This is a genomic window from Tumidithrix elongata BACA0141 (assembly GCF_036349135.1).
In the GTDB taxonomy this organism is placed as follows: domain Bacteria; phylum Cyanobacteriota; class Cyanobacteriia; order Pseudanabaenales; family Pseudanabaenaceae; genus Tumidithrix; species Tumidithrix elongata.
Map to the genome: position 1 here is coordinate 36,197 of NZ_JAZBJZ010000009.1, position 23,281 is coordinate 59,477.

24 protein-coding genes are annotated in these 23,281 nt (G+C 45.0%); 8 read left to right on the forward strand and 16 right to left on the reverse strand.

The genetic code is table 11. The annotated features are described in order from the left end of the window. Positions 1-44 precede the first annotated feature (44 nt). The 4 genes from def to V2H45_RS03965 form a co-directional block, all read right to left on the reverse strand. The gene (gene def, locus V2H45_RS03950; RefSeq protein ID WP_330482317.1) at positions 45-575 is read right to left on the reverse strand and encodes a peptide deformylase; all 531 of its coding nucleotides are present in this window, start codon (positions 573-575) and stop codon (positions 45-47) included. Between the two features lie 95 nt (positions 576-670). Next, positions 671-859: a hypothetical protein gene (locus V2H45_RS03955; RefSeq protein ID WP_330482318.1), complete on the reverse strand. Its 189-nt coding sequence runs from the start codon at positions 857-859 to the stop codon at positions 671-673. A 149-nt stretch (positions 860-1,008) separates the two neighbouring features. Then, positions 1,009-1,521: a hypothetical protein gene (locus tag V2H45_RS03960; RefSeq protein WP_330482319.1), complete on the reverse strand. Its 513-nt coding sequence runs from the start codon at positions 1,519-1,521 to the stop codon at positions 1,009-1,011. Beyond that, positions 1,509-1,793: a hypothetical protein gene (locus tag V2H45_RS03965; protein ID WP_330482320.1), complete on the reverse strand. Its 285-nt coding sequence runs from the start codon at positions 1,791-1,793 to the stop codon at positions 1,509-1,511. Before V2H45_RS03965 ends, V2H45_RS03960 begins: the two co-directional genes overlap by 13 nt. Positions 1,794-2,060: 267 nt before the next feature. On the opposite strand from V2H45_RS03965, the gene rpmB reads away from it, so the two are divergent. After that, complete coding sequence (rpmB, locus tag V2H45_RS03970; RefSeq protein WP_330482321.1) at positions 2,061-2,297, forward strand: 50S ribosomal protein L28; 237 nt, start codon at positions 2,061-2,063, stop codon at positions 2,295-2,297. A gap of 93 nt (positions 2,298-2,390) precedes the next feature. Continuing rightward, positions 2,391-3,302 (forward strand): prephenate/arogenate dehydrogenase, encoded by a 912-nt coding sequence (locus V2H45_RS03975; RefSeq protein WP_330482322.1) that lies wholly within the window; start codon positions 2,391-2,393, stop codon positions 3,300-3,302. A gap of 250 nt (positions 3,303-3,552) precedes the next feature. On the opposite strand, the gene V2H45_RS03980 is transcribed toward V2H45_RS03975, so the two are convergent. Beyond that, positions 3,553-3,972 carry a hypothetical protein gene (locus tag V2H45_RS03980; protein ID WP_330482323.1) on the reverse strand — a complete coding sequence of 140 codons (420 nt, stop codon included), beginning with the start codon at positions 3,970-3,972 and terminating at the stop codon, positions 3,553-3,555. 314 nt (positions 3,973-4,286) lie between these two features. On the opposite strand from V2H45_RS03980, the gene V2H45_RS03985 reads away from it, so the two are divergent. After that, entirely contained in the window at positions 4,287-4,859 is a 573-nt protein-coding gene (locus tag V2H45_RS03985) for an REP-associated tyrosine transposase (RefSeq protein ID WP_330482324.1), read from the forward strand. A 285-nt stretch (positions 4,860-5,144) separates the two neighbouring features. Here the strand turns inward: V2H45_RS03985 and avd are convergent, their stop codons facing one another. From avd to V2H45_RS04000, 3 genes are all read right to left on the reverse strand, one after another. Continuing rightward, positions 5,145-5,522, reverse strand: a complete 378-nt coding sequence (avd, locus tag V2H45_RS03990; protein WP_330482325.1) for a diversity-generating retroelement protein Avd — start codon at positions 5,520-5,522, stop codon at positions 5,145-5,147. A gap of 269 nt (positions 5,523-5,791) precedes the next feature. Next, positions 5,792-5,941, reverse strand: a complete 150-nt coding sequence (locus V2H45_RS25520) for an SUMF1/EgtB/PvdO family nonheme iron enzyme (protein ID WP_408648718.1) — start codon at positions 5,939-5,941, stop codon at positions 5,792-5,794. A 182-nt stretch (positions 5,942-6,123) separates the two neighbouring features. Then, the gene (locus V2H45_RS04000) at positions 6,124-9,033 is read right to left on the reverse strand and encodes an nSTAND1 domain-containing NTPase (protein WP_330482327.1); all 2,910 of its coding nucleotides are present in this window, start codon (positions 9,031-9,033) and stop codon (positions 6,124-6,126) included. Between the two features lie 75 nt (positions 9,034-9,108). Here V2H45_RS04000 and V2H45_RS04005 point away from each other — a divergent pair, with 75 nt between their 5' ends. Then, positions 9,109-9,450 (forward strand): CU044_2847 family protein, encoded by a 342-nt coding sequence (locus V2H45_RS04005; protein ID WP_330482328.1) that lies wholly within the window; start codon positions 9,109-9,111, stop codon positions 9,448-9,450. Between the two features lie 12 nt (positions 9,451-9,462). On the opposite strand, the gene hemW is transcribed toward V2H45_RS04005, so the two are convergent. Next, a complete protein-coding gene (gene hemW / locus V2H45_RS04010; RefSeq protein ID WP_330482329.1) occupies positions 9,463-10,629 on the reverse strand; it encodes a radical SAM family heme chaperone HemW in 1,167 nt (388 codons plus the stop codon). Positions 10,630-10,743: 114 nt separating this feature from the next. Further along, a complete protein-coding gene (locus V2H45_RS04015) occupies positions 10,744-11,394 on the reverse strand; it encodes a Uma2 family endonuclease (RefSeq protein ID WP_330482330.1) in 651 nt (216 codons plus the stop codon). Between the two features lie 316 nt (positions 11,395-11,710). Here V2H45_RS04015 and V2H45_RS04020 point away from each other — a divergent pair, with 316 nt between their 5' ends. After that, positions 11,711-13,093, forward strand: a complete 1,383-nt coding sequence (locus tag V2H45_RS04020; RefSeq protein WP_330482331.1) for a cation:proton antiporter — start codon at positions 11,711-11,713, stop codon at positions 13,091-13,093. A 306-nt stretch (positions 13,094-13,399) separates the two neighbouring features. Continuing rightward, positions 13,400-16,186, forward strand: coding sequence for a phycobilisome rod-core linker polypeptide (locus tag V2H45_RS04025; protein ID WP_330482332.1), 2,787 nt, complete (start codon positions 13,400-13,402; stop codon positions 16,184-16,186). 131 nt (positions 16,187-16,317) lie between these two features. On the opposite strand, the gene V2H45_RS04030 is transcribed toward V2H45_RS04025, so the two are convergent. Continuing rightward, entirely contained in the window at positions 16,318-17,946 is a 1,629-nt protein-coding gene (locus tag V2H45_RS04030) for an NB-ARC domain-containing protein (protein ID WP_330482333.1), read from the reverse strand. A 341-nt stretch (positions 17,947-18,287) separates the two neighbouring features. On the opposite strand from V2H45_RS04030, the gene V2H45_RS04035 reads away from it, so the two are divergent. Next, positions 18,288-19,127: an RNA polymerase sigma factor SigF gene (locus V2H45_RS04035; RefSeq protein WP_330482334.1), complete on the forward strand. Its 840-nt coding sequence runs from the start codon at positions 18,288-18,290 to the stop codon at positions 19,125-19,127. 71 nt (positions 19,128-19,198) lie between these two features. Here V2H45_RS04035 and V2H45_RS04040 read toward each other — a convergent pair whose 3' ends face one another. Continuing rightward, on the reverse strand, positions 19,199-19,990 hold the full coding sequence (locus V2H45_RS04040) for an ABC transporter permease (RefSeq protein ID WP_330482335.1): 792 nt from the start codon (positions 19,988-19,990) through the stop codon (positions 19,199-19,201). Positions 19,991-20,166: 176 nt separating this feature from the next. Between V2H45_RS04040 and V2H45_RS04045 the strand changes: the two genes are divergently transcribed. Further along, complete coding sequence (locus V2H45_RS04045; RefSeq protein WP_330482336.1) at positions 20,167-20,871, forward strand: Uma2 family endonuclease; 705 nt, start codon at positions 20,167-20,169, stop codon at positions 20,869-20,871. Between the two features lie 33 nt (positions 20,872-20,904). Here the strand turns inward: V2H45_RS04045 and V2H45_RS04050 are convergent, their stop codons facing one another. The 4 genes from V2H45_RS04050 to V2H45_RS04065 all read right to left on the reverse strand — a co-directional run bounded on the left by V2H45_RS04050 (position 20,905) and on the right by V2H45_RS04065 (position 23,210). After that, a complete protein-coding gene (locus V2H45_RS04050) occupies positions 20,905-21,132 on the reverse strand; it encodes a hypothetical protein (RefSeq protein ID WP_330482337.1) in 228 nt (75 codons plus the stop codon). 196 nt (positions 21,133-21,328) lie between these two features. Further along, a complete protein-coding gene (locus V2H45_RS04055) occupies positions 21,329-22,246 on the reverse strand; it encodes a type IV pilin-like G/H family protein (RefSeq protein ID WP_330482338.1) in 918 nt (305 codons plus the stop codon). Between the two features lie 137 nt (positions 22,247-22,383). Then, the gene (locus V2H45_RS04060) at positions 22,384-22,872 is read right to left on the reverse strand and encodes a DUF4359 domain-containing protein (RefSeq protein ID WP_330482339.1); all 489 of its coding nucleotides are present in this window, start codon (positions 22,870-22,872) and stop codon (positions 22,384-22,386) included. Positions 22,873-22,952: 80 nt separating this feature from the next. Then, positions 22,953-23,210, reverse strand: coding sequence for a hypothetical protein (locus V2H45_RS04065; RefSeq protein WP_330482340.1), 258 nt, complete (start codon positions 23,208-23,210; stop codon positions 22,953-22,955). Between the last annotated feature and the right edge of the window lie 71 nt (positions 23,211-23,281).

A 23,281-nucleotide genomic window follows, 5' to 3' on the forward strand; every position in this document is an offset into this window, starting at 1 on the left:
CATCTCCTCTCAGGAGAGGGAGGCTGGGAGGGAGAGGTTCATAGTTATTTCGCAGCCATCAGCTTGAGATATTCCGCCTCAGAGATTAATTCTAAAGAACTTTCCACGCGGTCTAAAAATACTTTTCCCTCTAGGTGATCGTACTCATGCTGAAAGATCCTTGCCACAAAGTCCGTAAAGGTAGTAGTTTCTAAGTTGCCATCGCGATCGCAATATTCCACCTCAATCGCTTGATATCGCGGCACGAGTCCCCGAATCCCCGGTACAGATAGGCAGCCTTCCCACCCTTTTTCGACTTGCTCGGAATGACTGACGATCCGAGGATTGATCATGGCAGTTGGAGCCATCCGTGGCGCATGGGGATAGCGATCGTTGGGGTGCGAGGCAACAATGATTAACCGCAGCGATTGTCCTACCTGAGGTGCGGCGATCCCCACCCCTTTTTTGACCTTCAGGGTTTCGATCAGGCGATCGATTAAGTCTTGCACAGCCCGATCGCGCACATTCTCTACGGGTTGAGCAATTTGACGCAAACCTATATTTCCTAGTTGGCAGATATCCATATCTATATCCATAGTTATTGTAGGCGCAAAGCATTCGGTAGATGAGCTTTTGCGTTACAAGAAGATCTATGCCCGAATGCTTTTACTCTTACCGCTTTTTTTACCGATCATTCACTTGCCAGAATATCGATGAGGGCATCAGCTTCTAAAACTGCGGCACGAGCTTTTTGATAAACGTCTTCAAACGGGAAATTGGATACGGTTAATCCTTGCATAATCATAATCGCGAAATATTCACGCTTGGTCATGCCTTCTACAATGACATCCGTTTCCTTGTTGTAGCTAACCGGATACACGTTATCAGTACGTCTAGTTTGCATTTAGCTTACTCTCTACACTACTACGGGTTAATCTTACAATACAGGGCTTAAATTGTGAAAATTATACTGTTTTATCGCTTGGACTGGGGGCAAATCTGAATCCTATGATATCTGGGGCATTACGCTCAAGGGTCTCTTTCTTCGACTAAGACCTCGACATCGATCGCTTCGGGTTCCGTGGTTTTGCGATCGCCTGCGGGCTCTTGTGCTTGCTTAGGCATTTCTGTTTCAGGGGTATTTTCTGATGGAATGATAATGGGGTGAATCTCATAGTGAACACGAAGTCTGCCGCTGTTTTTGCGCTCGGCAGCATCGACAAATCGACTGGCTTCCCATTCTGCGGCGAAAGTCCCAATACAGGTTAAGGTTTTTTGGCGTTCCCGTTCTAGATATGTCCAGACTTCCCAAGCGTTGGGTTCTGGCTCGGGTGGAATGGGTTCGGGTTCGGGGATCGGCTCAGGTTCGGGGATATTTGCCTCTGCTGGGCTGGGCTGTTGACGAGCGTTTTGACGATCGTTCGTATCCTCATCGCCCGTTGCGTCTGTTTTATCCTTAGATTTATCCTTGGGTCTCGGCTGAGAAGAACGCGCTGAATCCTCTGCCTGATTAGTGTCTTCTTGACCAATCAGGCGTTGCACTCCCCCAGTTGAAACCTCAATTCGGTAATTTGCTTTTGTAGGGGGGTGATGCGATCGCTAATGTACTTGCCAATATAATTAGCCCAATCTGTCGGAATATTCGCAGGCGTATTTGGAGCTGTTGATGTTTGCGGGTTTAACTCGCGCTCGACGAGGTCAACAATCCACTCTGACAAGGTTTGTTTATTTTCCTCTGCCTTTGACTTTGCCAGATTTAATAAAGACACGGGAAATCTAAAGTTGATTTGTCGAGTTTTAGGAGGTAGCGCCATATTGAAATTTGGGGGGATTTTACGAGAAACCGCATGCGATCTATGCTTTCGGATTCTTATCTTAGCTCATAGCCCACGACCGACACCCGAACCAGAGCTAAAGACAGTAGAATAGGAGGTAGTTGAAGGCCCATGACAAGCTAACTGACAAGCTAACAAGAACAGCAGCAAAGCATAAAATATTCAACATAACCGATCGCAACCATATTTTTGTGCTCAAATTTTGTACAATGGTTGACTGGACTATAAAATGCAGGAGCAAAAATCATGAGTCGTCAATGTCAGCTAACAGGCAAAAAAGCCAATAACTCAGTTAGCATCTCGTTTTCACACAAACGTAACAAACGATTACAACACGTTAACCTACAGCAAAAACGCATCTGGTGGGCAGAAGGCAAGCGCTTCGTCACCTTACAAATTTCCACAAAAGCAATTAAGACCCTTCAGAAAAAAGGCTTAGCAGCATTTGCAAAAGAAGCAGGGCTCAACCTCAACAAATTTTAGATCGGCAGTTACGGGTTACATCCCAACCGTGGGTGTACCAACGTCATTCGTCAACTGCGATCGCTCTAACGATAACCGACAAATGACAAATAGATGAACATTGGCATCATTGGTTTGGGGCTAATAGGGGGATCCCTAGGTTTAGATTTGCTCGCACAAAAGCAAAATCACTATGTCTGGGGAATCAGTCGAAATCAAGATACCTGCAAGCAGGCAGTCTTGATGGGTGCAGTCGAGGCTGCCAGTCAAGACCCAGACATGATTCCCTATCTAAAGCAAGCCGATCTCGTGGTGATTTGTACGCCTATTCCTGCTATTTTGCCTGCGATCGCATCCATTTCCAGTCGATTATCTCCCCAAGCCATCATTACTGATGTTGGCTCTGTAAAGTCCGCGATCGTGGCACAGGCGTCTAAGCAATGGGGTCGGTTTGTGGGAGGTCATCCGATGGCGGGTACGGCTTTTCAAGGAATTTCCGCCGCCGAACGTAATTTATTTCAACAACGTCCTTGCGTGATCACACCCTTCGCAAATCCTGTAGATCCTCAAGGAGCGCAACTAGAAAATCCTCAAAATAACGCCCTCGATCGCGAAGCTGTAGAAATCGTGCGATCGCTGTGGCAGTCTGTGGGTGCGATCGTGCATGAGTGCAGTCCCGAGGTACACGATCGCGCCGTGGCTTGGATCAGTCATTTACCCGTGATGGTTAGCGCGAGTTTAATTATGGCTTGCCAACAAGAGGGGGATGCTGCGATCGCGGAGCTTGCTCAAAAACTAGCTAGTTCTGGTTTCCGCGATACCAGTCGCGTGGGCGGAGGCAATCCCGAACTCGGTCGATTAATGGCTGAATACAATCAACCCGCCTTACTCAAAAGTTTGCGTGCTTATCAGAGTACTTTGCAAGATTTGATCGATAAGGTAGAGTCGGGGGAATGGCAGGGAATCGAAAATACCCTAGAAATCACCCAAAGCGATCGCCGCCCATATGTGGATGGTAAGGGATAGGCAACTCAAAATGCTTGTTGTGCAGAATCATTCAACTCTTCCATCTTTCACAGAGAGATTTTATGGATAGAGTTGTTGCAATATTAGAGCTTTACGTATTTGCAAACGCTTGGGTTCATTTAGTTTCAGCAAAAATATCGTTGTTCTGCCAATTGGGGTTAAGCCTAAAATGTAACCTTCTTCATGTTTAAAATGCTTATTCCAATTCTATCGCACACTAATTGTCGAAGTGAAGCAGAAATGTAGGAAGTCATGCTGGGTTAGGAACGCTGGAAGTGCCTTGATACTTTTGGGCAGTGTAGGCTCTTATCTTTAGCATGGTCATGAGTGCATCCAGTTGTTCGTAGAGATTCAGTTCAGCTACTTCTGAAGAACTAAGGTTGGCATCACAATTTTTTTGGAGTAATTCCTGTAAGCGTGTTTGCGATCGCTCTGAAACCTTAAAGGTGGCAATTTGCTCAGAGGTAGGGCGATTGATTAAAAAGTCGAGAACTTCTAGATAAGTAGGAGAAACATCAGCCCCTTGAGAAACACTCAAATCGATACCAGACAGGGATTCGTCAGGTAATGTTGTAGCAATCAAACGGGTAAACAGTTCTGGCAGTTGATTTTGAAAAGGGGCAAGTCGTTGGGCTAATTCGTCTGGAATTTCGATGGTTAGCTGTGCCATTTTTTATTTGCAAGTAATGTTTTTACTGCTGCATTTATATTATAGAAAATCATTATCTACGCGATCGCAAGTTCAGGTAAAACTTTGTACCCAAATTGAAGCGCGATCGCGATGCTACAGATCTCCAAGTTTCTCATGCCCAATCGCTTAGGCAAATCGGGATAAGCGATCGCAATAAAGATGATGGATACTGGCTGAAAGCAGATCCGTAGATCCCCGACTTCTTTTGCAAGTTTAAAGAGAATCTATGCTAATCATAAAAGAAGTCGGGGATCTTAATCTCCCATTTGCAGCCTTTTTATGAATTTTTAGCTATGCCTCACCGTTCCATAAATTTTGCTCAAGGGAGCTGTTACCACGTTTACAATCGTGGCAATAATTACCAAACGATATTTTTTGAGAGAGAAAGTTACCTACATTTTTTAAGGCTGGCTCGCCGCTATTCGATCGATGGCAATATCTCGATTTTGGCTTATTGCTTAATGCCCAATCATTATCATTTGTTGGTGCAATGTAATGGAGGTAGTCTGTCAGAAGCAATGCGATCGCTCTCTCTTGCCTATACCAAAGGTATTAACAAGCGCTTTCATCGAGTTGGTTCGCTATTTCAGGGAAGATTTCAAGCTGTGTTAGTTGATTCTGATGAGTATTTGGTTCACTTGGTGCGTTATATTCATCTTAATCCAGTCAAGGCTGGTCTGGTGAAAACTGCTCTAGAATGGGAGTTCTCTAGCTTTAGCGAATATGCAGGCTTGAGAAATGGAAGTTTGCCTAAAACAGAATTCATTCGCTCTCTGATTACGTCGAAGGAGGAATATCAGTCTTTTTTAACAGAAAATCCTCTCCCTTCAATTCCACAACTTAGGGCTTTAATGTTAGATGAATAATGGGAGCCAAGTTTGGGACAAGCCAAGATCCCCGACTTTTGGTGCGATTTTTTAAAGTTGTCTACGATTTGAGTAAAAAAGTCGGGGATCTAAACGCCCCTAGCTAAGCCGAGATCCCCGACTTTTGGTGTAATTTTTTAAAGTTGTCTGCGATTTGAGTAAAAAAGTCGGGGATCTAAACGCCCCTAGCTAAGCCGAGATCCCCGACTTTTGGTGTAATTTTTTAAAGTTGTCTGCGATTTGAGTAAAAAAGTCGGGGATCTGAACGCCCAGCAGACAAGCCAACTAACTATTTACTGGTAGAGGTTGCCGTGACGTTTCATCGGTTCTTTTTTGAAGTTGTTTGAGCCAACCCCCTAGATCGTTGCCGATATCATCGATTAGCCTGCTGACATATTCGTAGCGTTGGGTTGAGAAAAGTGCAAAGTCAAAGAGGAGGCGAGTTTGATAGCGAAGAATGGAAAGAGAAACATTGAGGCTTTCTAGTTTTGCCTGCTTTTGTCTGGAATACTTGGCTTCTATCAAGGATTCTAGGAATTTGTAGAGTGTCTCGACAATCCGATTTCCTAACTGAAACTTATGCTCTCTGGGCAAACGATTGAGAATGGGAACATACCATTTAATCAGATCGTAGGTTTTTTGAATAATCGCAAGTTCTGGCATCAAGATAAAAAGAGTAGTAGAGCTGAGATCCCCGACTTTTTTTGTAAATTTGAAGTCTTTTTTGATTGAAGTAGAAAAAGTCGGGGATCTGAATCTGGGCTGGGATCTAAAACCTGTGGGTGAGCCAGTCAATCTTTCGGGAAACCCTACTAAAATAACTGACTCGGTTTTATATTAGGATGCAGTCACCCGCATCGCTGGAAAAGAGTTTGGACTCTCAATATACGCCCGATAAAATCCCTTTTATCAGTTCTGATGGCTGAGAGTACTCACGAAGAACCGAAGACCGAAACAACAACCCGAAAACCGATATTGTTGTTGCGATTGTCTGCGTCGTTCCTGTTACGGTTAGCAGAACGACAGTTGTTAGAAGTATTGTTCCAAGAACCGCCGCGAAGCTGGTTGGAACTCAATCCCACCCAATGTGCCTTACGTACTAAGACGCAAAAACAAGGATTGGGATTTTTAGCATGACACGAAGTCGAACGATTGGCTGGAAGAGTTACAACTCTTTATTTTTGCAAAAAAATTTGAGGGGCTTCGCCCCAATCACGAAGATAAAGGGTAAGAGGGAAAGAGTGTAAAGGGAAAAGAGAAGTCCTCACGAAGAACCGAAGACCGAAACAACAACCCGAAAACCGATATTGTCGTAGCGATAGTCTGCGACGTACCTGCCACGGAAAGCAGAACGACAGCCGTAAGAAGTAAAGTCCCAAGAACCGCCGCGAAGCAATTTTTTTTCGCCGTCTTCATAATTCTTAATATCTTTTGCCCAAATCTGTGAGTCATTTGGCGCGCCTTCATAATTGTCATGCCAATCGTCGGCACACCATTCCCAAACATTGCCGTGCATGTCGCAGAGACCCCAAGCATTTGGCAGTCTTCCTCCTACGTTGTGCGTTCTGTTGCCATTTGCGCTAAGTTTATTTGTGTATTTGCTACTCTCTTTGCTAAATTCCTGCCAAAGCGCAGTGGCATCCAAGGGAGACTTGCCGCTATTGTCTCCAAACCAAGCATAATCGACCAACTGACTGACATCATCGCCAAAACAATACTCGGTATAATCTTTTGCTCCCGCACGACAGGCATATTCCCATTCCGCTTCGCTGGGCAAGCGATAGCTCTCTCCTGTCAGTTTCGATAGCCGCGCGCAAAACTCTTGGGCTTCGTGCCAAGTTATTTGCTCTACAGGGCGATCGTCGCCGCGATGGTAGGAAGGAGATAGGCTCAAGTCGCGATCTATTTTGGGCGACATCGCTACAGTTCGCCATTGTGCCTGAGTGACGGGATACTTACCCATGCGAAATGCAGGTACGCTGACTTGGTGGTAGGGCTTTTCGTCATCGTAGCCTCTTCCATCGGGCGATCCCATCCAAACCGTGCCACTGGGAATATCCAGCATTTCGGGAAAGTTGCTAGGATCGAGCCAAGGCTTGTATTTGTAACGATTTCGCCGCACAAATTCCTGTTGTTCGGGTGTGAGGTAATCGTTAATGGCAACTTCCACTTCCTCGATTTGGGCGACAACACCTTCAGGTAATAAAAACTTGTCCTTGTCCAGAGCTTTATTCCATTCATCAAAAGCATCCCTAATTCGATTTACCAACCGCAACACATCCCGTTTTTCTTCTCGCCACTTCGCGAAATATAGCCATTTATCCATCAACGCCTCATGCGCCATATCTACCCAAGCATCGCCATCCCCATCCTTTCCCGTTACCAATAGTCGCGCTGCCACCAACCGATCCAGTGCCATCTGAAAATCTTGGCGATCGCCATCTTTCGCCAGTTTTGAAAGTTCCTTCTTAGTTTGGCGTTGGCGCGTATCCTTTTCCCCTATGCCAGTACGCACTAACATCAAACAAATCCGCTTTGCCCATTCCTGCTCTTGAGGTTTCAGCGAATCATAAATAAGCTTAGCGTGATTGTTCAGCGCTCCCATCACCCCACCCAAATCGTCATAGATAGCGAAAGTCAACCGACGATTTTCGCGGCGTTCCCATAACTGCGTCAAGGCAAACTCTAGCAATGGCAGCACATTTTTTTCATCGCGCACATCTCGCAAAATCGCTGTCAGCAGTCCCTCCCCTAGCTCATATTGACCTGCTTTGGCGGGAGCAGCGATCGCCTCTTGCAATTCCGCCTCATTCATCGGCAGCAACAGCACCTGATGCTGCTGAATCACCTCCCCTAAGCCGCGATAGCCGAGACAATTCTCAAAGAAATCCGCCCGCATCGTCGTCACCACGCGCAACCGCGAATCGGGGCACTGCGTAATCCCCACCAACAGATCGATAAATTGCTGGCGTTCTGCTTCCTTTTCCACTGGACAAACTGTAAATATTTCCTCAAACTGATCGACGACTAGCAAAATCTTTTTCGGTTCGGCCAAACAAGCGATCGCTGCTTCTAAGTTTCCTGCCGCGATCGCTTTGCTAATTTCCCGTTTGGTATCCGCCCTCTGGCAAAGTTGCGCCAATACCCAACTGATTCCCATCACAGGGTTGTCAGAAAAGTCCCCAGGTTTAATTGGCGGCAAAATCAGCCAATTGCCCTGCGCCTCTAGCTCCGAGATCAACCCTGCCCTCACCAGTGAAGATTTACCACTACCCGAAGCCCCAATTACAGGCACAAAGTTCGATTCATTCAGCTTTTGTAAAAGCAACCGCACAAAGCGATCGCGCCCTTTAAAATACTTGGCAGTTTCCTTAGTAAAAGCCTCTAAGCCCACATAAGGACAAACATCCTCTGGTACTTTCTCTGCCACCACCGCCCGATAGTCCACCATCCGAATTGAGCCACCACCAAACCCTAGATCGACTGCCTCCTGTCCCGTACCGCGTAGCTGTTCGGAAATATAGCCATACATTTGGCTAGCATTGACCACGCCGCGATCGTTGGCGCGATCGCTTGCCAAGCCGCGTAATAAAGCCCCCGTAAAAATGCTATGCGCTTCGCTTCTCATGGCATAGGCTTCTTCAAACTTGCGACAAGCCGACACCAAAAAATAGTCTTTCTTAAAGTCTGCAAATGCTTGTGTTACAACTGCCTTTTGCAAAAATCCCTGACTTTCTTCCAATAATGTCTCGCTATGACAACAGTCGAGCAACACCACTAGATTGCTCAAATTTGCCTCACCAATCAGACCGCTCAGATCGTCTAAGGCAATGCCATTCTCAATTCCTGTGATTGCCCCATTACCATTTTTTAGCGTTGTATTTGACAGTGCAAAATAGCCGCGTTTTTTGCCAAAATTTCCCTTCACGACTACAGCATGACCCGTATAGTAGATCAGAGCCTCATTACGCTCTGCCCGTTCCGTCAGCAATCGCCCCAGCGCATCTTCTAGCTGCTTTGCTGTCACCTCACCTGTAAGCACCTGAATATCTTCAAAATCCCCATGCTGCCTGAGCAGATCGGCAACTGCCTTGGCATCGCCCTCCGTCTTACTGAGGCTACCCAGTGGCATTTTATATTTGGCTACACCCACCACCAAACCATATCGAGCCATAATCTAAAAATCTACATTGCGATCGCTGCCTTGTGCTAATAGAATACAGGCAAAACTCTTAATTGTGTCTCTGCTATGGCTCACAAAATTTACATCGAACAAGAAGATGGCGAAATTCGGACGATCGAGATTGCTGAGTCAGATGACGATTTACCCACTGAGTCAAGCAACGATCGCGAGTCCTATGGGGTCAAAGAAGACGCGATCGCTAGACTGCAAGAAGTTCACGAAACGATTCGTCTTTATACGAGATATGCGATCGGAGCGTTCAAAAATCTCGGTGATGCTCAGGTAGAAGAAGTCACGCTCAAGTTTGGCTTAAAGATTAGCGGTGAAGCAGGTATTCCCGTCCTCACTAAAGCCTCTGCCGAAAGCAACTTTGAGATTCAGGTCAAGTGTAAGTTCCCACCCAAATAGCGATCCTCGTTCTCAGCCAAGTTTTTCAAACAAATCGGTAATAATCTCATTTGAGAAAAGCCAGCCATCGGGTGGAATCAATTTGAGATATCCATTCTCTAGACTTGCCCATTTTTTACCGAGATAGGGTTCCATCAACTCGCACACCCGATCGCTTAATTCCTTGCCATATCTTTGAGTTAGAGATTGAAGGCTTAAGCCTTCTGAAAGCCGCAAACCTTGCATGAGCAAGTCTAACAACTCTTCTACATCTAAAACCTTAGGCGCAAACGGAACCTTGCCCAATTGCTGCCAAGCTTCCACCATTTCAAAATATTCGCGGATTTTGCGAGGGCGATCGATGCGTTCTCGATCTAGATAGCTGGTCGCTCCCATGCCGACCCCGTAAAAAGGTTGATTGAGCCAATAGGTGCGATTGTGTTGGCATTGATAGCCCGATCGCGCGTAGTTAGAGATTTCATAATGTTCGTAACCCGATGATTGCAGGGCTTGCCTTGCCAGTAAATACATCTCAACGGTCATCTCTTCAGTAGGGAGGGGGCGATCGCCTGCTTGATAGCGTTTCCCAAATGCCGTTCCTTCTTCAATCGTGAGGTCATAGATCGACATGTGGGTGGGTGCAAAGGCGATCGCACGATCTAAAGACTCTTGCCATTGCGCGATCGTTTGTTTGGGTAAGCCTGAGATCAGATCTAAACTGAAGTTCGCAATCCCCGCCTTTTGAATGACATCTACAGCAGTATAGATTTCTTCGACGCTATGCCCCCTTCCGCAAACATCCAAAAGTTCCTGCTGAAATGCCTGTGCCCCTAAACTAATCCGATTTACACCCGAGGCGTGGTAGCCTGCGGCGGTTTCTAAAGCGATCGTGCCTGGGTTGGCTTCCAGAGAGATTTCTGCCTTTGCTACGATGCCAAAATGCCTTGCGATCGCTTCGAGAATGCGATCGATTTGCGCGACGCTCAAAAGCGAAGGAGTGCCGCCACCAAAAAAGATAGTTTGGAGTTGGGCTTTAGGTGGTTTATGGGCAGCAGTCAGGGCGATTTCTTGACAGAGGGTTTCGACATAGCGTTGTTTGAGGTCTTCGCCCCCCGTAGTAATAGCAAAATCGCAGTAAAAGCAGCGCCTTCGACAAAATGGGATATGCAAATAAATGGATGTTGGCAATTCTTGATTCATTTTTTACTCAAATCCATTCTCTGTATGCTTTCCCCTTCCCACTATTTACTTTTGTCAGTCGATCAGATTGAAGACTCTCCATACCAATATCGGGGCAGCGATCGGGTATTAAAATCAGAGCGAATCAGGATCGATGCCCATTTCACGTAACTTAGTCGCATATTTAGACATTGCATCAAGAGCTTTTTCCTTTTGCTCGACCTGTTCGAGATAGGTCAAAAACTTAGTTCCATCAGGATTAAAAATATTTAAACTCTCATCAGTAAGTTCAAAACGAATCCCTAAACGGGGACTTTGCCAATTTTGGATATCTTCAACAGGTTCTAATCGATTCTGTTCGTGATTTCTCGTCCATATTACCAAGTCATTAGAAAGATGATCGTAAACGAAATATTCCTCCACACCATAGGTTTGATAAAAATCAAACTTACGCAACATTTCTAAAATGCGATTGCCTCTAGACAAAATCTCAAATACTACTTGGGGTGCTATTCCTCCTTCTAAATGTTGAATGTAAGAACCTCTTGACCCCTTTGGTCTACCAAATACCACCATTGCATCAGGCGCACGACGAATTTCAGGCTTACCTTCTACGGGATACCATAATAAATCCCCCGCAACAAATACATTCTCATCATCTTTAAAGAGAGATTCTAATCCCCCCGCGATCGTGACAATCCATTGATAATGCTCCGTGCTTTCTGCCATCGGTTGTCCGTCGGTGCTAGGGTAGATCGTCTCTAATTTACCGATTGTATTCGTCATAGGTTTCGATCGCATAACGATCGCCAAAAAGCTGAGCCTAATTATAGCAATTTAAACAATCGCAAAGCCATTTGCGGCATCTCACCCTTTTACCGTTTGGATATCAGTTGAATATTCAGCCGACTGCGGTGAAAAACCTAGCGAGATTCGGCTCAATCAGAGCGCTAAACAAAAGAATTGGTTGGGATGCAGAGATCCATGGAAAGCACCCTTGAGTTTTCCTTTGACTGCTACGATCGCAAATGTACGATCTTGTACCGATTAACGAAGCGAAAAATTGATACTATCTTGGGTAAACACAACCTATCAGGAGCTAATGATTCGAGCAAATCTAGGAGATTCTCTTGCTTCTATTTTCAATTTTGGGTTTGATTTTAGCAAACCAACATTTTTACTGGCAACTGCAGTCCAAGCAAGCAGTTCCATTGTCCTCGCAGGCGTTTTACTAAGCTTAGTCGTCATTTATTTCACCAGTAAGTTAGGTGGAGAGATATCGCATAGGTTTGGATTTCCCACAGTCTTAGGCGAACTGGTTGGTGGCGTTTTAATCGGGGTCTCAGCGTTCCATATCCTTATATTTGCGAATGGAAACGATGCGAGATCTAATTCTATGATTGTGGCTTTTTTGCAAGCCACAAATGGGCTAAGTGCCGAAGCCACACCAGCCACCTTCGCCTCAATCAGTGAGATACTCTATGATTTTTCAGAGTTAGGAGTGATTATTCTGCTGTTTGAGATTGGGTTGGAGTCAAATCTTCGGGAATTACTCAAAGTGGGGGCTCAAGCTGCGATCGTGGCAGTGGTAGGCGTGACCGTACCCTTCGCACTTGGAACGGTGGGCTTGATGCTGCTGTTTCACATGTCAGCAATTCCTGCGATCTTTGCAGGAGCTGCGCTCACAGCAACCAGTATAGGGATTACCTCTAAAGTCCTATCAGAATTGGGTCAGTTAAATTCCAAAGAGGGTCAAATTATTCTGGGAGCCGCAGTCATCGATGATGTTCTGGGAATTATGGTCTTGGCTGTGGTGGCAAGTCTTGCGAAAACAGGAAAGGTAGATGTTACCAACGTTGTTTTGCTAATCGTTGGCGCTACAGTTTTTCTACTAGGAGCCATTTGGCTTGGTAGATTTTTTAACAGAGCATTCATAAGAGTAATTAATCGCCTCAAAACCAGAGGGGGAGTAATTGTTCCAGCCATGATTTTTGCTTTGAGCATGGCATATCTTGGGGCAGCATTACATTTGGAGGCGATCTTAGGGGCTTTTGCCGCAGGGTTAGTGCTCGAAGAGTCCGATCCGCGCAAAGAGCTCGAAGTCTTGTTAAAACCGATCTCGGATATTTTTGTACCGATTTTCTTTGTTTCAGTAGGAGCTAAAACCGATCTCGGCGTTTTAAATCCCTTGATTCCAGAGAATCGAGAAGGGCTAATTATTGCCACATTTTTAATTGTGGTGGCAATTTTGGGCAAGGTGGTAACGGGCTTTACCATCCGTGGGAAAGTACCGATTAATCGCTTAGCGATCGGGGTTGGCATGATTCCTCGCGGTGAAGTGGGGCTAGTGTTTGCGGGAGTTGGTGCAGCCAGTGGGGCGCTATCCCCTGCTTTAAATGCCGCGATTTTGGTGATGGTGATTGTTACAACTTTTATCGCGCCACCCCTATTAGGCATTGTGTTGCCGCGCAAGAGGGCAAACTAGCAATCCTAAATCCTATAAGTTGTAAATCTGTAAAACTGTAACGCAGGCATCTTGCCTGCACAGACTAGAAATTCACTAGGCTCGCCAACAATTAAGGATCGCTATAGTTGTTTTATTGAGATATTTTGGGGCGGGTCATCCGAGTCCTAACCTTAAGATACTTTACAAAACTTATCTTCACGAAATGTTGAAATTACTTTGTAAGGTGGACATTTTCTGGTGAGATAGATTACTAGCCCCTTTATACTGGGTGAATATTAATTTGACGTTTTACATACAATCCTTACATTAAAAAAAGGTAGACAAATGAGTGTGACAGCATCGAGCGGAGCAGTTAACGCCCGTCCCCGGTTATATCAGACTGCCCTAACCTCCACAATTTCACAGGTAGAACAACAGGATCGGTTTCCAGGCCGTAGTGAGCTTGACGACTTAACTGCATATTTCCAATCTGGCGTTAAACGCTTAGAGATCGCTGCCATCCTGACAAAAAACTCCGATAACATCGTTTCTCGTGCTGCTAGCCGTATTTTTACGGGTGGTTCGGCGATGGCGTTTCTAGAGAAGCCCAAGGAAGACGAAATCCAAGTTGCTCAAGATGGTCTTCCGATAAACATCAAGCGCAGTATGGATTTAGGGTTGGTTACCTATGCTGAGGCTAGTTCTAACTTTATCGATACGATCAAGTCCTTTTTTAGCGCCACTGGGATTACAGGTGTAATCGATCAACCTCCAGCCAACTTCCGCCCCATTAACATTTCTCGCTATGGTCCCGAGCGCATGAAAAAGTCGCTGCGGGATTTGAGCTGGTTTTTGCGTTACGCCACCTACGCGATCGTAGCAGGTGACCCCAATATCTTGGCTCAAAACACCAGAGGTTTGCGCGAGATTATCGAGGCTGCTTGCTCTACTGAGGCAACGATTGTGGCTCTGCAAACCATGAAGCAAGCTGCGGCAAGCTACTTTGTTGGCGATGCTGAAGCGATCGCGCTCGTCGGTCAGTACATGGATGTAGCGATCGCTGAGTTTAAAGCTCCTACCCCCTCTGAAAAGGTTCGTCAGCGCAACTCCTCAGATTTGCAAGGCTTGAGCTTACCCCAAATCTACTTCAACACTGCTGAGCGCCGTCAAAAGTTTGTGATGAAGCCCGGTCTTTCTTCAACCGAGAAGAACGATGTGGTTAGGGCCGCCTATCGCCAAATTTTTGAGCGCGATATTACCCGTGCCTATAGCCAAAGCGTCTCTGACCTAGAATCGAAGCTTAAAAACAACGAAATCTCTACCCGCGAGTTTGTGCGCCGCCTCGGCAAGTCGCCTCTGTATCGCGACCAGTTCTTTTTACCCTTCATTAATTCACGCGCTCTCGAACTTGCCTTTAAGCATTTCCTCGGACGCGCCCCTGAAAGTCGCGAAGAAGTACAAAAGTATTTCTCCATTGTCTCTACAGGTGGTTTGAGTGCCCTAGTCGATGCACTGGTTGACTCTACTGAGTACAGCGACTATTTTGGCGAAGAAACCGTTCCCTATCAGCGCGGTTATGGTCAAGAGGCACAACCTAGTCGTAACTGGGGCGCACAGTTTGACCTGTTTAAATATTCTGCCCCCTTCCGTAAGGTTCCTCAGTTCATTACCCTGTTTGCGTCTTACCAACGCTCCTTACCCGATCAGCATGTTTATGGCTCTGGTAACGATCCTCTGGAAATTCAATTTGGCGCGATCTTCCCCAAAGAAACCAGAAATCCCAGTTCCAGTCCTGCTCCATTCGGCAAGGATACGCACCGCATTCTGATTCGCGTTGGTCCGCCAACTTCTAACGAACTCGGCAATCCTGGTGCGATCGGTGAACCCCCTGGAACACTTGGACCTAAGGTGTTTAAGCTCGATCAACTCCCAGCCTTTAGTGGCAAAAAGTTTACGAAGGGTATAAGCATCAAAAACACCGAAAACTCTACCCAAGCAGTGATCCGAGCCATTTATCTGCAAGTAATCGGTCGGGATGTTTATGAAGGTCAGCGTTTAAAAGTCTCTGAGATCAAACTGGAAAATGGCGAAATTACGGTACGCGAGTTTGTGCGTCAGCTTGCCAAGTCCAACCTATTCCGCGATCTCTATTGGACAAAGCTCTATGTCTGTAAAGCGATCGAGTATATCCACCGTCGTCTGATCGGTCGTCCTACCTATGGCCGCCCAGAGATGAATAAGTACTATGACATCTGTGCCAAACAAGGTTTCTATGCCTTGATTGATGCTTTGATTGACAGCACTGACTACTCGGCAGCTTTTGGTGAAGATACGGTTCCTTACGAGCGTTATCTCACCCCCGCAGGTCTTTCTCTCAGAAAGAATCGCGGAAGAGCGGTTGAAAAAGCTGATAAAACGAAAACTCCTCGCTTTATCGAATTGGGTGCTGTTACGGAGCAACGTTCAGAGGTTTCAATCCGCGATCGCATTGCCCAAGGTGTTACCAAGAAACGCGTACAAACCAAGGTATTCAAACTCACCAATACCGAACCAGTTGAAGTCAACAGCCTCGTCCGTGCTGCTTACCGCCAAGTATTCGAGCGTGACATGGATGCCTATGTTGCCGACGAACAATTTAGCCGTTTTGCTAGCCGTCTAAAAAATAGTGAGATTTCTGTCAAGGAATTTATCTTGGCGATCGGGACTTCTGACCTGTACATCAAGGAGTTTTACACCCCTTATCCGAACACCAAGGTGATCGAATTGGGTACAAAGCACTTCTTGGGACGCGCTCCTTTGGATCAAGCCGAAATTCGCAAGTACAATCTCGTACTGGCAAACAAAGGTCTCAAGACATTTGTGACCGAACTCGTCAGTAGCCTTGAGTATCTAGAAGCTTTTGGTGAAGATGTCGTACCTTACAACCGCTATACCACCTTCCCTGCTTTCAACTACCCACATACCCAAGAGCTTTACAACCGTCTTGCTAAACAAGACAAGTCTATTGTTGTGCCTGCCTTTGAGTCTGTAAAACCAAGAATCGATGGGGCTGACCTACCTCTCCTTTCCCAGCAATTGTCTGAGGCAAAGGCAGAGTCCGATCGCTTTATCGGTAGTGTCACACTGGTTTAAATCTAGCTGTAACCCTAGCTTTATCCTAGCCCCCCTTTCAAAAGGGGGGAGAAAAAACAAAAACTCCCCAAAGCTGATGGGGAGTTTTTGTTTTGGACAGTCGTTTTATTTTGGACAGTCGATTGAAAGAACTACCACCATAGCCCCAATAGAGCCATGTTTGTCTCAGCATAACCATCCTGCAAAGCTGGGTTTAATTGTGCCGAGAGAATATCGTGGAGTGTATCCGCTGTCAGTTCTGCTTGGAGCAACGATTTGGCGAGCTTATCTTTAATGGGCTTGAGCACCAAACGGATCTGGATCGCTCGAATCGAGTCTGGGGCACGATCTTCCACCAAAGCATGACTTTTGAGCAGGCGAATCTTACTAAAGCTGCGATTGGTAAGAATGTCATTAACTTCCTTACTAATTTCGTCAATATAGTTTTTGTTTACATACTTGGTGACGACAGGTTCTAGCATAAACATGACTTCATCCTGCTCGGTCACTTTTTCAATCAGCGATCGCCACCGTAAAGACTCCAAAGCATTAATGAGTTCTGAGCCAGATGTTTGCAGATCCATGTCTTCACGCAAATTCGCCAAAGATACAGGTCTACGTTTTAGCGCCAACCAATAGATCACATCTTTCTCTAGGTCAGATAAACGCTCAAACTGCTGATAGAGCAAGGTACGCAGAATATCCCCCAACGCCAAGGCAGTATGCTTGAGAAACTCCGAGATATTGCCATTAAACAGATCTTGGATCGTCGTTGCCACGATTTTGAGCGCCGAGGGGTTGCCTCGATATTGCTCGACCAGAACCTCTAAACCATTCTCAGAGCCAGAGAAACCTCTCGCTTTGAGCAGTTCCAAAGCGCCTTGGCGTTTTAAGCCTCCCAGTTTATAAGAGCGCACGGGCAAATCTTGTCCTTGATGGGTAGAAATTTCCTTGGGTTGTTCGCGACTCACCACAATCAAGCAGCCTTGATGGCGCTCTGAGCCAATTCGTTCTAGTAACTGGGCATAGCCTTCGCAACCTTGACGATACAGTCCCACCAGTTCTCCATCTTGTAAGATCGTCTCAAAGTCATCCAAGACAATTAGGCAGCGCTTGGTTTTTAGGAGTTCGAGCAAAGCTGAGGTATCTGCCGCGCCCTGAAGGTTTCCCCCAGCCAGAAATGGCAGAATATCCTCTAGCAGTTGGGATAAAGGCTGTGCGCCCCGCAGCGATCGCCAGATCGTACATTCAAATTGTGCTTGGACTTTCTCGGTTAATTTTGCGACGAGGGCAGTTTTACCAATGCCCCCCATCCCCCATACCGCCGCGAGACGACAGCGATCGTTCCCAATCCACTGCTCTAACTTACTAATATCTTCGACCCGCCCAAAAAAGCTGGGGATATCCGGCGCTTCACCCCAATCGATCCGATTCCCTTGAATGCCAACCTGATGCTGGAATGAAACCTTATATCCTTTTGCCTCTAACCATTCGCCGATATGCTCCCATTTCAGCGTGTTAGAAGGATTTCCTGTTAATGCCTCTAGCGATCGATATAGACCTTTATTCAGCTCAACTCTGAGGGTTCCTGATGTCCAAGCAAATTTAAAGGCGATTTGTCCAGGGCGATAACGACACAACAGTCCCCGCAAACAAGCTTTCTCAAAGGGCTTGAGTTCTTTTCCTGTGGAAGTTTCCAAATCTGCATACAGCCTTGCAAGATCCCAGTTCTGTGCAGCTTCTGGAAATAGCCTGTCAAAGTTATCGAGGTTGGATACCATCGGATTACTGCGGTCACAAAGTCAATCACTGAGGATCGTAACAAAAAATCGACAATCCGAACGTTTATCGCAATGAAGTGTCAGCGATTAGCTATTTTCAAAGCATTTATATAAAGACATCAGCATTATGCAACCAAAAGCTGGCGATCTGGGAATTGTTGTAAAACTTCAACCTAACAGGCTGTTAGGTAAAACCAGTAAAGAAACGCCATAAATTCCTAACGGGCTGCAAGGTGACGGTTTGGCGATCGCTCGACTAAGCTACATACATGCTTGAACTGGATAATTTTTAAGCATTTGTCGGTGGCTAACGTAATGAAACAGATGGCAGGAATGAAGACATGACGCAAACAATCACAGTTGAACCCAAAAATCTAGCCGTTGTTGCCGATAACCAACGTAACGCTGAATCCAAAATCAGAGAGTTTTCCGCAGAAGACAAGAGCACAACACTTGAACTGCTCAAAGCCTATCGTCTATCGCCATCTGCAAAAGTCCGCAATCAGTTGGTCAAGCTCAATATTGGTCTGGTCAAAAAAGAAGTGAGTTACTGGATCAACCAAGCGTCAGAGGCCTATGAAGATCTGTTACAAGTTGGGTCGATTGGTTTGATGGGTGCGATCGAGCGATTTGAAGTGAATCGCGGTTATGCCTTTAGTTCCTTTGCCGTGCGCTATATCCGAGGCGAAATTCAACATTACCTACGGGACAAAAGCTCAACCCTGCGAGTCCCTCGCCGTTGCCTAGAATTACACCAACAAGCGATCAAAGTAGCCCAACAGTTACGCAGCGAACTTAAGCGGGAACCATCCCCACAGGAACTCGCCAATGCTCTAGGTGTAAGCCTAGTCGAGTGGCAAGAAGTAAAACTAGCCTATCAAAATCGCTGCCCCCTCAGCCTAGATGCCCCCGTTCGGTCTGATGAAGATTGCTCTGCTTGCCTTGCTGAGATGGTTCCCGATCCGCGTTTGCAAGGACTGCAAGACGATCATATTCGTTTACAGCAAGCACTAACCCATCTAGAGTCACGTACCCGCGAGATTGTCGAATTTGTCTTTCTAGAAGACCTCACCCAACGAGAAGTTGCCAAAATGCTAGGGGTCAGTGCCGTTACGATTTCCCGTCAGGTTAAAAAGGGTCTAACTATCTTAAAGTGCGTGATGGCAGCAGAGGCTTGCTAGCTTTTAGTTGTCAGTTATTTAGTTGTCCGTCTAGATACCAATAACCGATTACTGAAAACTGATAACCTTCTCTAAAACTGACGTCTTGAGAAGATTAAGATCGCGATCGCTAGCACCAGCAAGGCGTAGCTAAAAATATACACACCATTGTTGAAGAGGTCGAAAATACTGGGCAAAATCCCATATACGGCCTCATTTTTTAAATTGGCGCGAGATAGATCGGGTAACACCAGATAGAGAAAACGGGTAACATTTTGAAAGCTAGCATTTTTAGAGATTTCGCCGAGTAAAAGCAAATCGCGGCTAAAGTTTCCCACCAAATAGCTTGCCAAGGTTAACAACGCTGCCACCAGAGAACTACTGAAGGTTCCGAATAGGACAGCGATCGCTGCCACCAGCATGATTTGCCAAAATGTAAAAAAGTTGGCGATCAAAATCGCATCCGTTGGCAAAGGAATTTTACGAATAGCCATTAAGGCGATGAAAATTGCGGTCATGATCGAAACTAGTGTAGCGATCACGGCACTAATGCCTAAGTGTTTGCCCAAAATAAACTCAGCCCGACTCATCGGTTTGGCAATCAACACAAAAATCGTGCGTTTCTCTAGTTCCTTATTCACTAGATTTGTGCCGACAAACATTGCCACGATCAAGCTCACAACTTCGATCGCTGCCATACCTGAGTCCACGATCATTCTGGGTGCACCCTCAGCCGAGAATTCTGGAATTGCCAAGATCGCGGCGATTAGTACGAAGGTAAACAGCAAGGTTAAATACAGAACCTGCTCCCGCACCGTTTCGCGAAATACATTGCTGGCGATCGCCAAAATCCGCCCTAAGCTTGTTGTTAAAGTTCGTCCCATAAATTACCTACAGCAAGTCTCTTGTTACTCATACTTAATTTAAGCAATTATTTAGGACTTATGTAGATTTCTGGTTACGCTTAGTCGTGAGAAACCTCAAAAAGTATGAGCCTAAGCCTCTTTAGCTTTGCATAAAACCATGCCAGAATAAAGCTAACGTAACGCGCCAAAAAGCTATGGTTACAGTACCTTCTGAATATCGCCGCCTACCAACTGCCGAGGAGTTACCTTCCTCTGACGAAACTCCTGTGGATAATCAGCTCCAAAATGACATTCCAAATCTATTGCTGAGTTTATTGGCATTTATCTGGGCAAATCGCGATGACTGGTACTTTGGCGTGGATATGGCCGTTCACTATAATCCTGACAAACCTGCGATCGTACCTGATGGGTTTCTTGCGATCGGGGTGAAACGGAATACAGGCGAAAGAGGCAGACTCAGCTATGTTTTGTGGGAAGAGCAAAACATCATACCGTTCCTTGCCTTGGAAGTAGTTTCCGAACGCTATAACAGTGAATATGAAGATAAGCTAGCAGATTATCAAACCCTAGGGATTTTGTATTATGTCATTTACAATCCATTGAGCGGTAGAAGAGGCAGGTTCAGAAATAGACAAAGATTGGAAGTCTATAAACTAATCGCAGGGAAATATGAACTTCTATCTAGTGAAAACAATCGAGTTTGGCTACCTGAGATTGGCTTAGGTTTGGGCTGCGAGCAAGGCGAACATATTGGATGGGAGCGCGAGTGGCTCTATTGGTACGATCTCAATGGGGTGAGATATCCAACGGCTGAGGAACAAGTTCTTCAAGAACGTCAGCAAAAAGAGAAGTTAGCTACTTATTTAAGATCGATGGGGATAAATCCTGATGAGATCTGATGGAGTAAAGTGTGCGATGTTTAATCTCAAACACTAAATGTGAATGGTGAGATAAGGAAGTAATGCGCCTTGATGTACGATTTGTCTGTTGATAATGACATTTCCCGTCAGCGAAGGCTTAAAGTCAATTTTAGCCTCACCATTTTCATCAGTGATGGCATCTCTGACAGTGCCGTTTGTACAGAGTTTTATATCAGCAATGATATAAACATTGAGTCCTGATTGTGGGATTCCATTGCGTAATACTTTTGTTGTAATCATTCTATAAAAAAGCTGAAGGAATGAGGGAATGGAACTTAGAATTGGTTGCGATCACTTCTCAATTCCTAGTTAAAGAGATCGCTACAAAAGTTAGTGGCGCGTTGAAATAGCTAGGACTCAACCAAAAGATCGAGTTGAAATTGACTCAATCACGGAATTTATGTAATGTGATTTCACTCCCAATCTGACATAGCTATTAAGCTCCTCGGGGTTTACTGCCAGAAGGGCATTTTAAATCAGATAGATTGTATGTTGGTTTATTATCTGAAATAGAAATTGGCGAGGGTGGCTGATAATTTAGAATTTGTGTCGTTGGCTCATTACTCTCACACATAATTGCAACCGAGGTCACATCTCCGCTTATACGCACCAGTAAAACAACTCCCAGATACGCATACTCTCCTGTTCTTGATGATACCCCCGTATTAACCACCATACCATTTGAAACTCCAACCGTGAAAGAATATCCATTTGCTATTGATGGTAATGCTTGATCGCCAAGTCCTAAGGAACTCAGATCGTTGCTAAATCTATTTCGCTCAGAAAAGTGAGCCTGTTGCGCCTTATTCACCGACCATATGTATGTTCTAAGACTGGATCTCAATGCTTGCATTTTCCCATCTGAAACTATAAGGAAATGATTAGAAACTTTCTGAAACTCCTTAGCATGATCTTTGCCTGAATTATCCTTAGCTGTCAAAAACATTTGCGAATCATTTTTGAAATTAAGTTCGGCAATTGAAGAGTTGTACAAACTTCCGTTATTTGCTACAAATCCAGTTTCGATTTCATAAGATCGTGCAGATTTCCTTAATTCATATCTCTGATTGGAACGCACCATATCTGGATCATCTGATTGGAACGTTGACAATTGACCGTCTGGTCCAAAGACGTATTGTTGTTCTTGACCTACAAGGACACATGGCTGATTTAAACACTGTGCCCACGTCCCTAATAGCTTCGTTCTTAAGACGGCTATAGTCTCAGCCTCGCTTTTAGCAGAAGGAATAGAAGACTGCTGAGGATTTATAGCTGGTGGGGAAGGAATACTACAATTCTCCAAAAGAGCTAGTACTGAAATTGTGAAGAGAGAACCAATGAATATTTTTTTCATATTGCATCAGACTTAATTGCTTAGTTAGAAAAAATTGTGGAAAGCAAAAAACAATAGATACCTTATCTATGATTTTAGAGAGTCCACCCAGAGATCAATACAAGAGAAGAATTTCAGCCACTTGCCAAACGCGATTTTTATAGCAGAGATATATAACCATTACTATAAAAATAGATAAAAGTCAGCACAGTGATAATTATGAAAGGAGCAAAAACGAATAAGATGAAATAGCTAGGAAAAATATTACCTAAAATTCCAATGCGAATTTCAGATGAACTGATTGTAACAGATACTCGTGCTCTGGCATTGCCTTTGCTAATTATTAAATCAGTTTTATATAAGCTAAAAAGAAACAGGTTGATTCGCGTAGAATTTTTCTCTACATAATCGTATTTTTGCTCTTGATTTCTACTTCCTGAAAAGAAATAAGACGATCTACATTGAGAATCTGCCATCTCAGGATAAAGATTAGTACACATAGAAGAAATGAGGTCATCTCCAGCCTCACCTTCCAGTACTGCCGAAGATCTCACAAAGTCTTTCATACTTGGGTTTGACAGATAGAGGACAAACGCTAATCCAACTGCGAAGTAAAGGATATTACGTTTTTTTAGGGCTATTTTCATGGTTTCTCAAGCAGTTTTTATGTTTAGGACTTGATAAAAAAATTACAATGATCCATCTGTTGTCACAAAAAGAAGGAAGTTCAATCTTTTTTCTCGTCAGCTTTGACTAGGCCTGCAATAAGATATGCACCGCCAATTCCCCATAAAAGATAGGGAGAGTTCTGGATTAAACCTCCTACACTTCGATCCAGTCTCATGCCCTGTCCCCCAAACATTAAGTCTCCACTAACAATCAAATAGCAGTCTCCCATGCAGGAAATTCTGCTTGAGATTAAAGACATTCCACCCCCTAAAATCAGGAAGAGAATTGATAAGCTGATCAGGCTTGATTTATTCATCTCATTACTTCGTAAAGTTCATTGGCTCAGTTTGGACAACACAATTTCCGCAAAAATGCAACCATTTTCAT

Coding starts and splice junctions, on each gene's coding strand:
- V2H45_RS04020 (WP_330482331.1), top strand. CDS start 11,711: ATGATTCGAGCAAATCTAGGAGATTCTCTTGCTTCTATTTTCAATTTT.
- V2H45_RS04030 (WP_330482333.1), bottom strand. CDS start 17,946: ATGGTATCCAACCTCGATAACTTTGACAGGCTATTTCCAGAAGCTGCA.
- V2H45_RS04005 (WP_330482328.1), top strand. CDS start 9,109: ATGGCTCACAAAATTTACATCGAACAAGAAGATGGCGAAATTCGGACG.
- V2H45_RS04035 (WP_330482334.1), top strand. CDS start 18,288: ATGACGCAAACAATCACAGTTGAACCCAAAAATCTAGCCGTTGTTGCC.
- V2H45_RS03980 (WP_330482323.1), bottom strand. CDS start 3,972: ATGGCACAGCTAACCATCGAAATTCCAGACGAATTAGCCCAACGACTT.
- V2H45_RS03985 (WP_330482324.1), top strand. CDS start 4,287: ATGCCTCACCGTTCCATAAATTTTGCTCAAGGGAGCTGTTACCACGTT.
- V2H45_RS04040 (WP_330482335.1), bottom strand. CDS start 19,990: ATGGGACGAACTTTAACAACAAGCTTAGGGCGGATTTTGGCGATCGCC.
- V2H45_RS04015 (WP_330482330.1), bottom strand. CDS start 11,394: ATGACGAATACAATCGGTAAATTAGAGACGATCTACCCTAGCACCGAC.
- rpmB (WP_330482321.1), top strand. CDS start 2,061: ATGAGTCGTCAATGTCAGCTAACAGGCAAAAAAGCCAATAACTCAGTT.
- V2H45_RS04050 (WP_330482337.1), bottom strand. CDS start 21,132: ATGATTACAACAAAAGTATTACGCAATGGAATCCCACAATCAGGACTC.
- avd (WP_330482325.1), bottom strand. CDS start 5,522: ATGCCAGAACTTGCGATTATTCAAAAAACCTACGATCTGATTAAATGG.
- hemW (WP_330482329.1), bottom strand. CDS start 10,629: ATGAATCAAGAATTGCCAACATCCATTTATTTGCATATCCCATTTTGT.
- V2H45_RS04045 (WP_330482336.1), top strand. CDS start 20,167: ATGGTTACAGTACCTTCTGAATATCGCCGCCTACCAACTGCCGAGGAG.
- def (WP_330482317.1), bottom strand. CDS start 575: ATGGATATAGATATGGATATCTGCCAACTAGGAAATATAGGTTTGCGT.
- V2H45_RS04060 (WP_330482339.1), bottom strand. CDS start 22,872: ATGAAAATAGCCCTAAAAAAACGTAATATCCTTTACTTCGCAGTTGGA.
- V2H45_RS03975 (WP_330482322.1), top strand. CDS start 2,391: ATGAACATTGGCATCATTGGTTTGGGGCTAATAGGGGGATCCCTAGGT.
- V2H45_RS04065 (WP_330482340.1), bottom strand. CDS start 23,210: ATGAATAAATCAAGCCTGATCAGCTTATCAATTCTCTTCCTGATTTTA.
- V2H45_RS04055 (WP_330482338.1), bottom strand. CDS start 22,246: ATGAAAAAAATATTCATTGGTTCTCTCTTCACAATTTCAGTACTAGCT.
- V2H45_RS04000 (WP_330482327.1), bottom strand. CDS start 9,033: ATGGCTCGATATGGTTTGGTGGTGGGTGTAGCCAAATATAAAATGCCA.
- V2H45_RS03965 (WP_330482320.1), bottom strand. CDS start 1,793: ATGGCGCTACCTCCTAAAACTCGACAAATCAACTTTAGATTTCCCGTG.
- V2H45_RS04025 (WP_330482332.1), top strand. CDS start 13,400: ATGAGTGTGACAGCATCGAGCGGAGCAGTTAACGCCCGTCCCCGGTTA.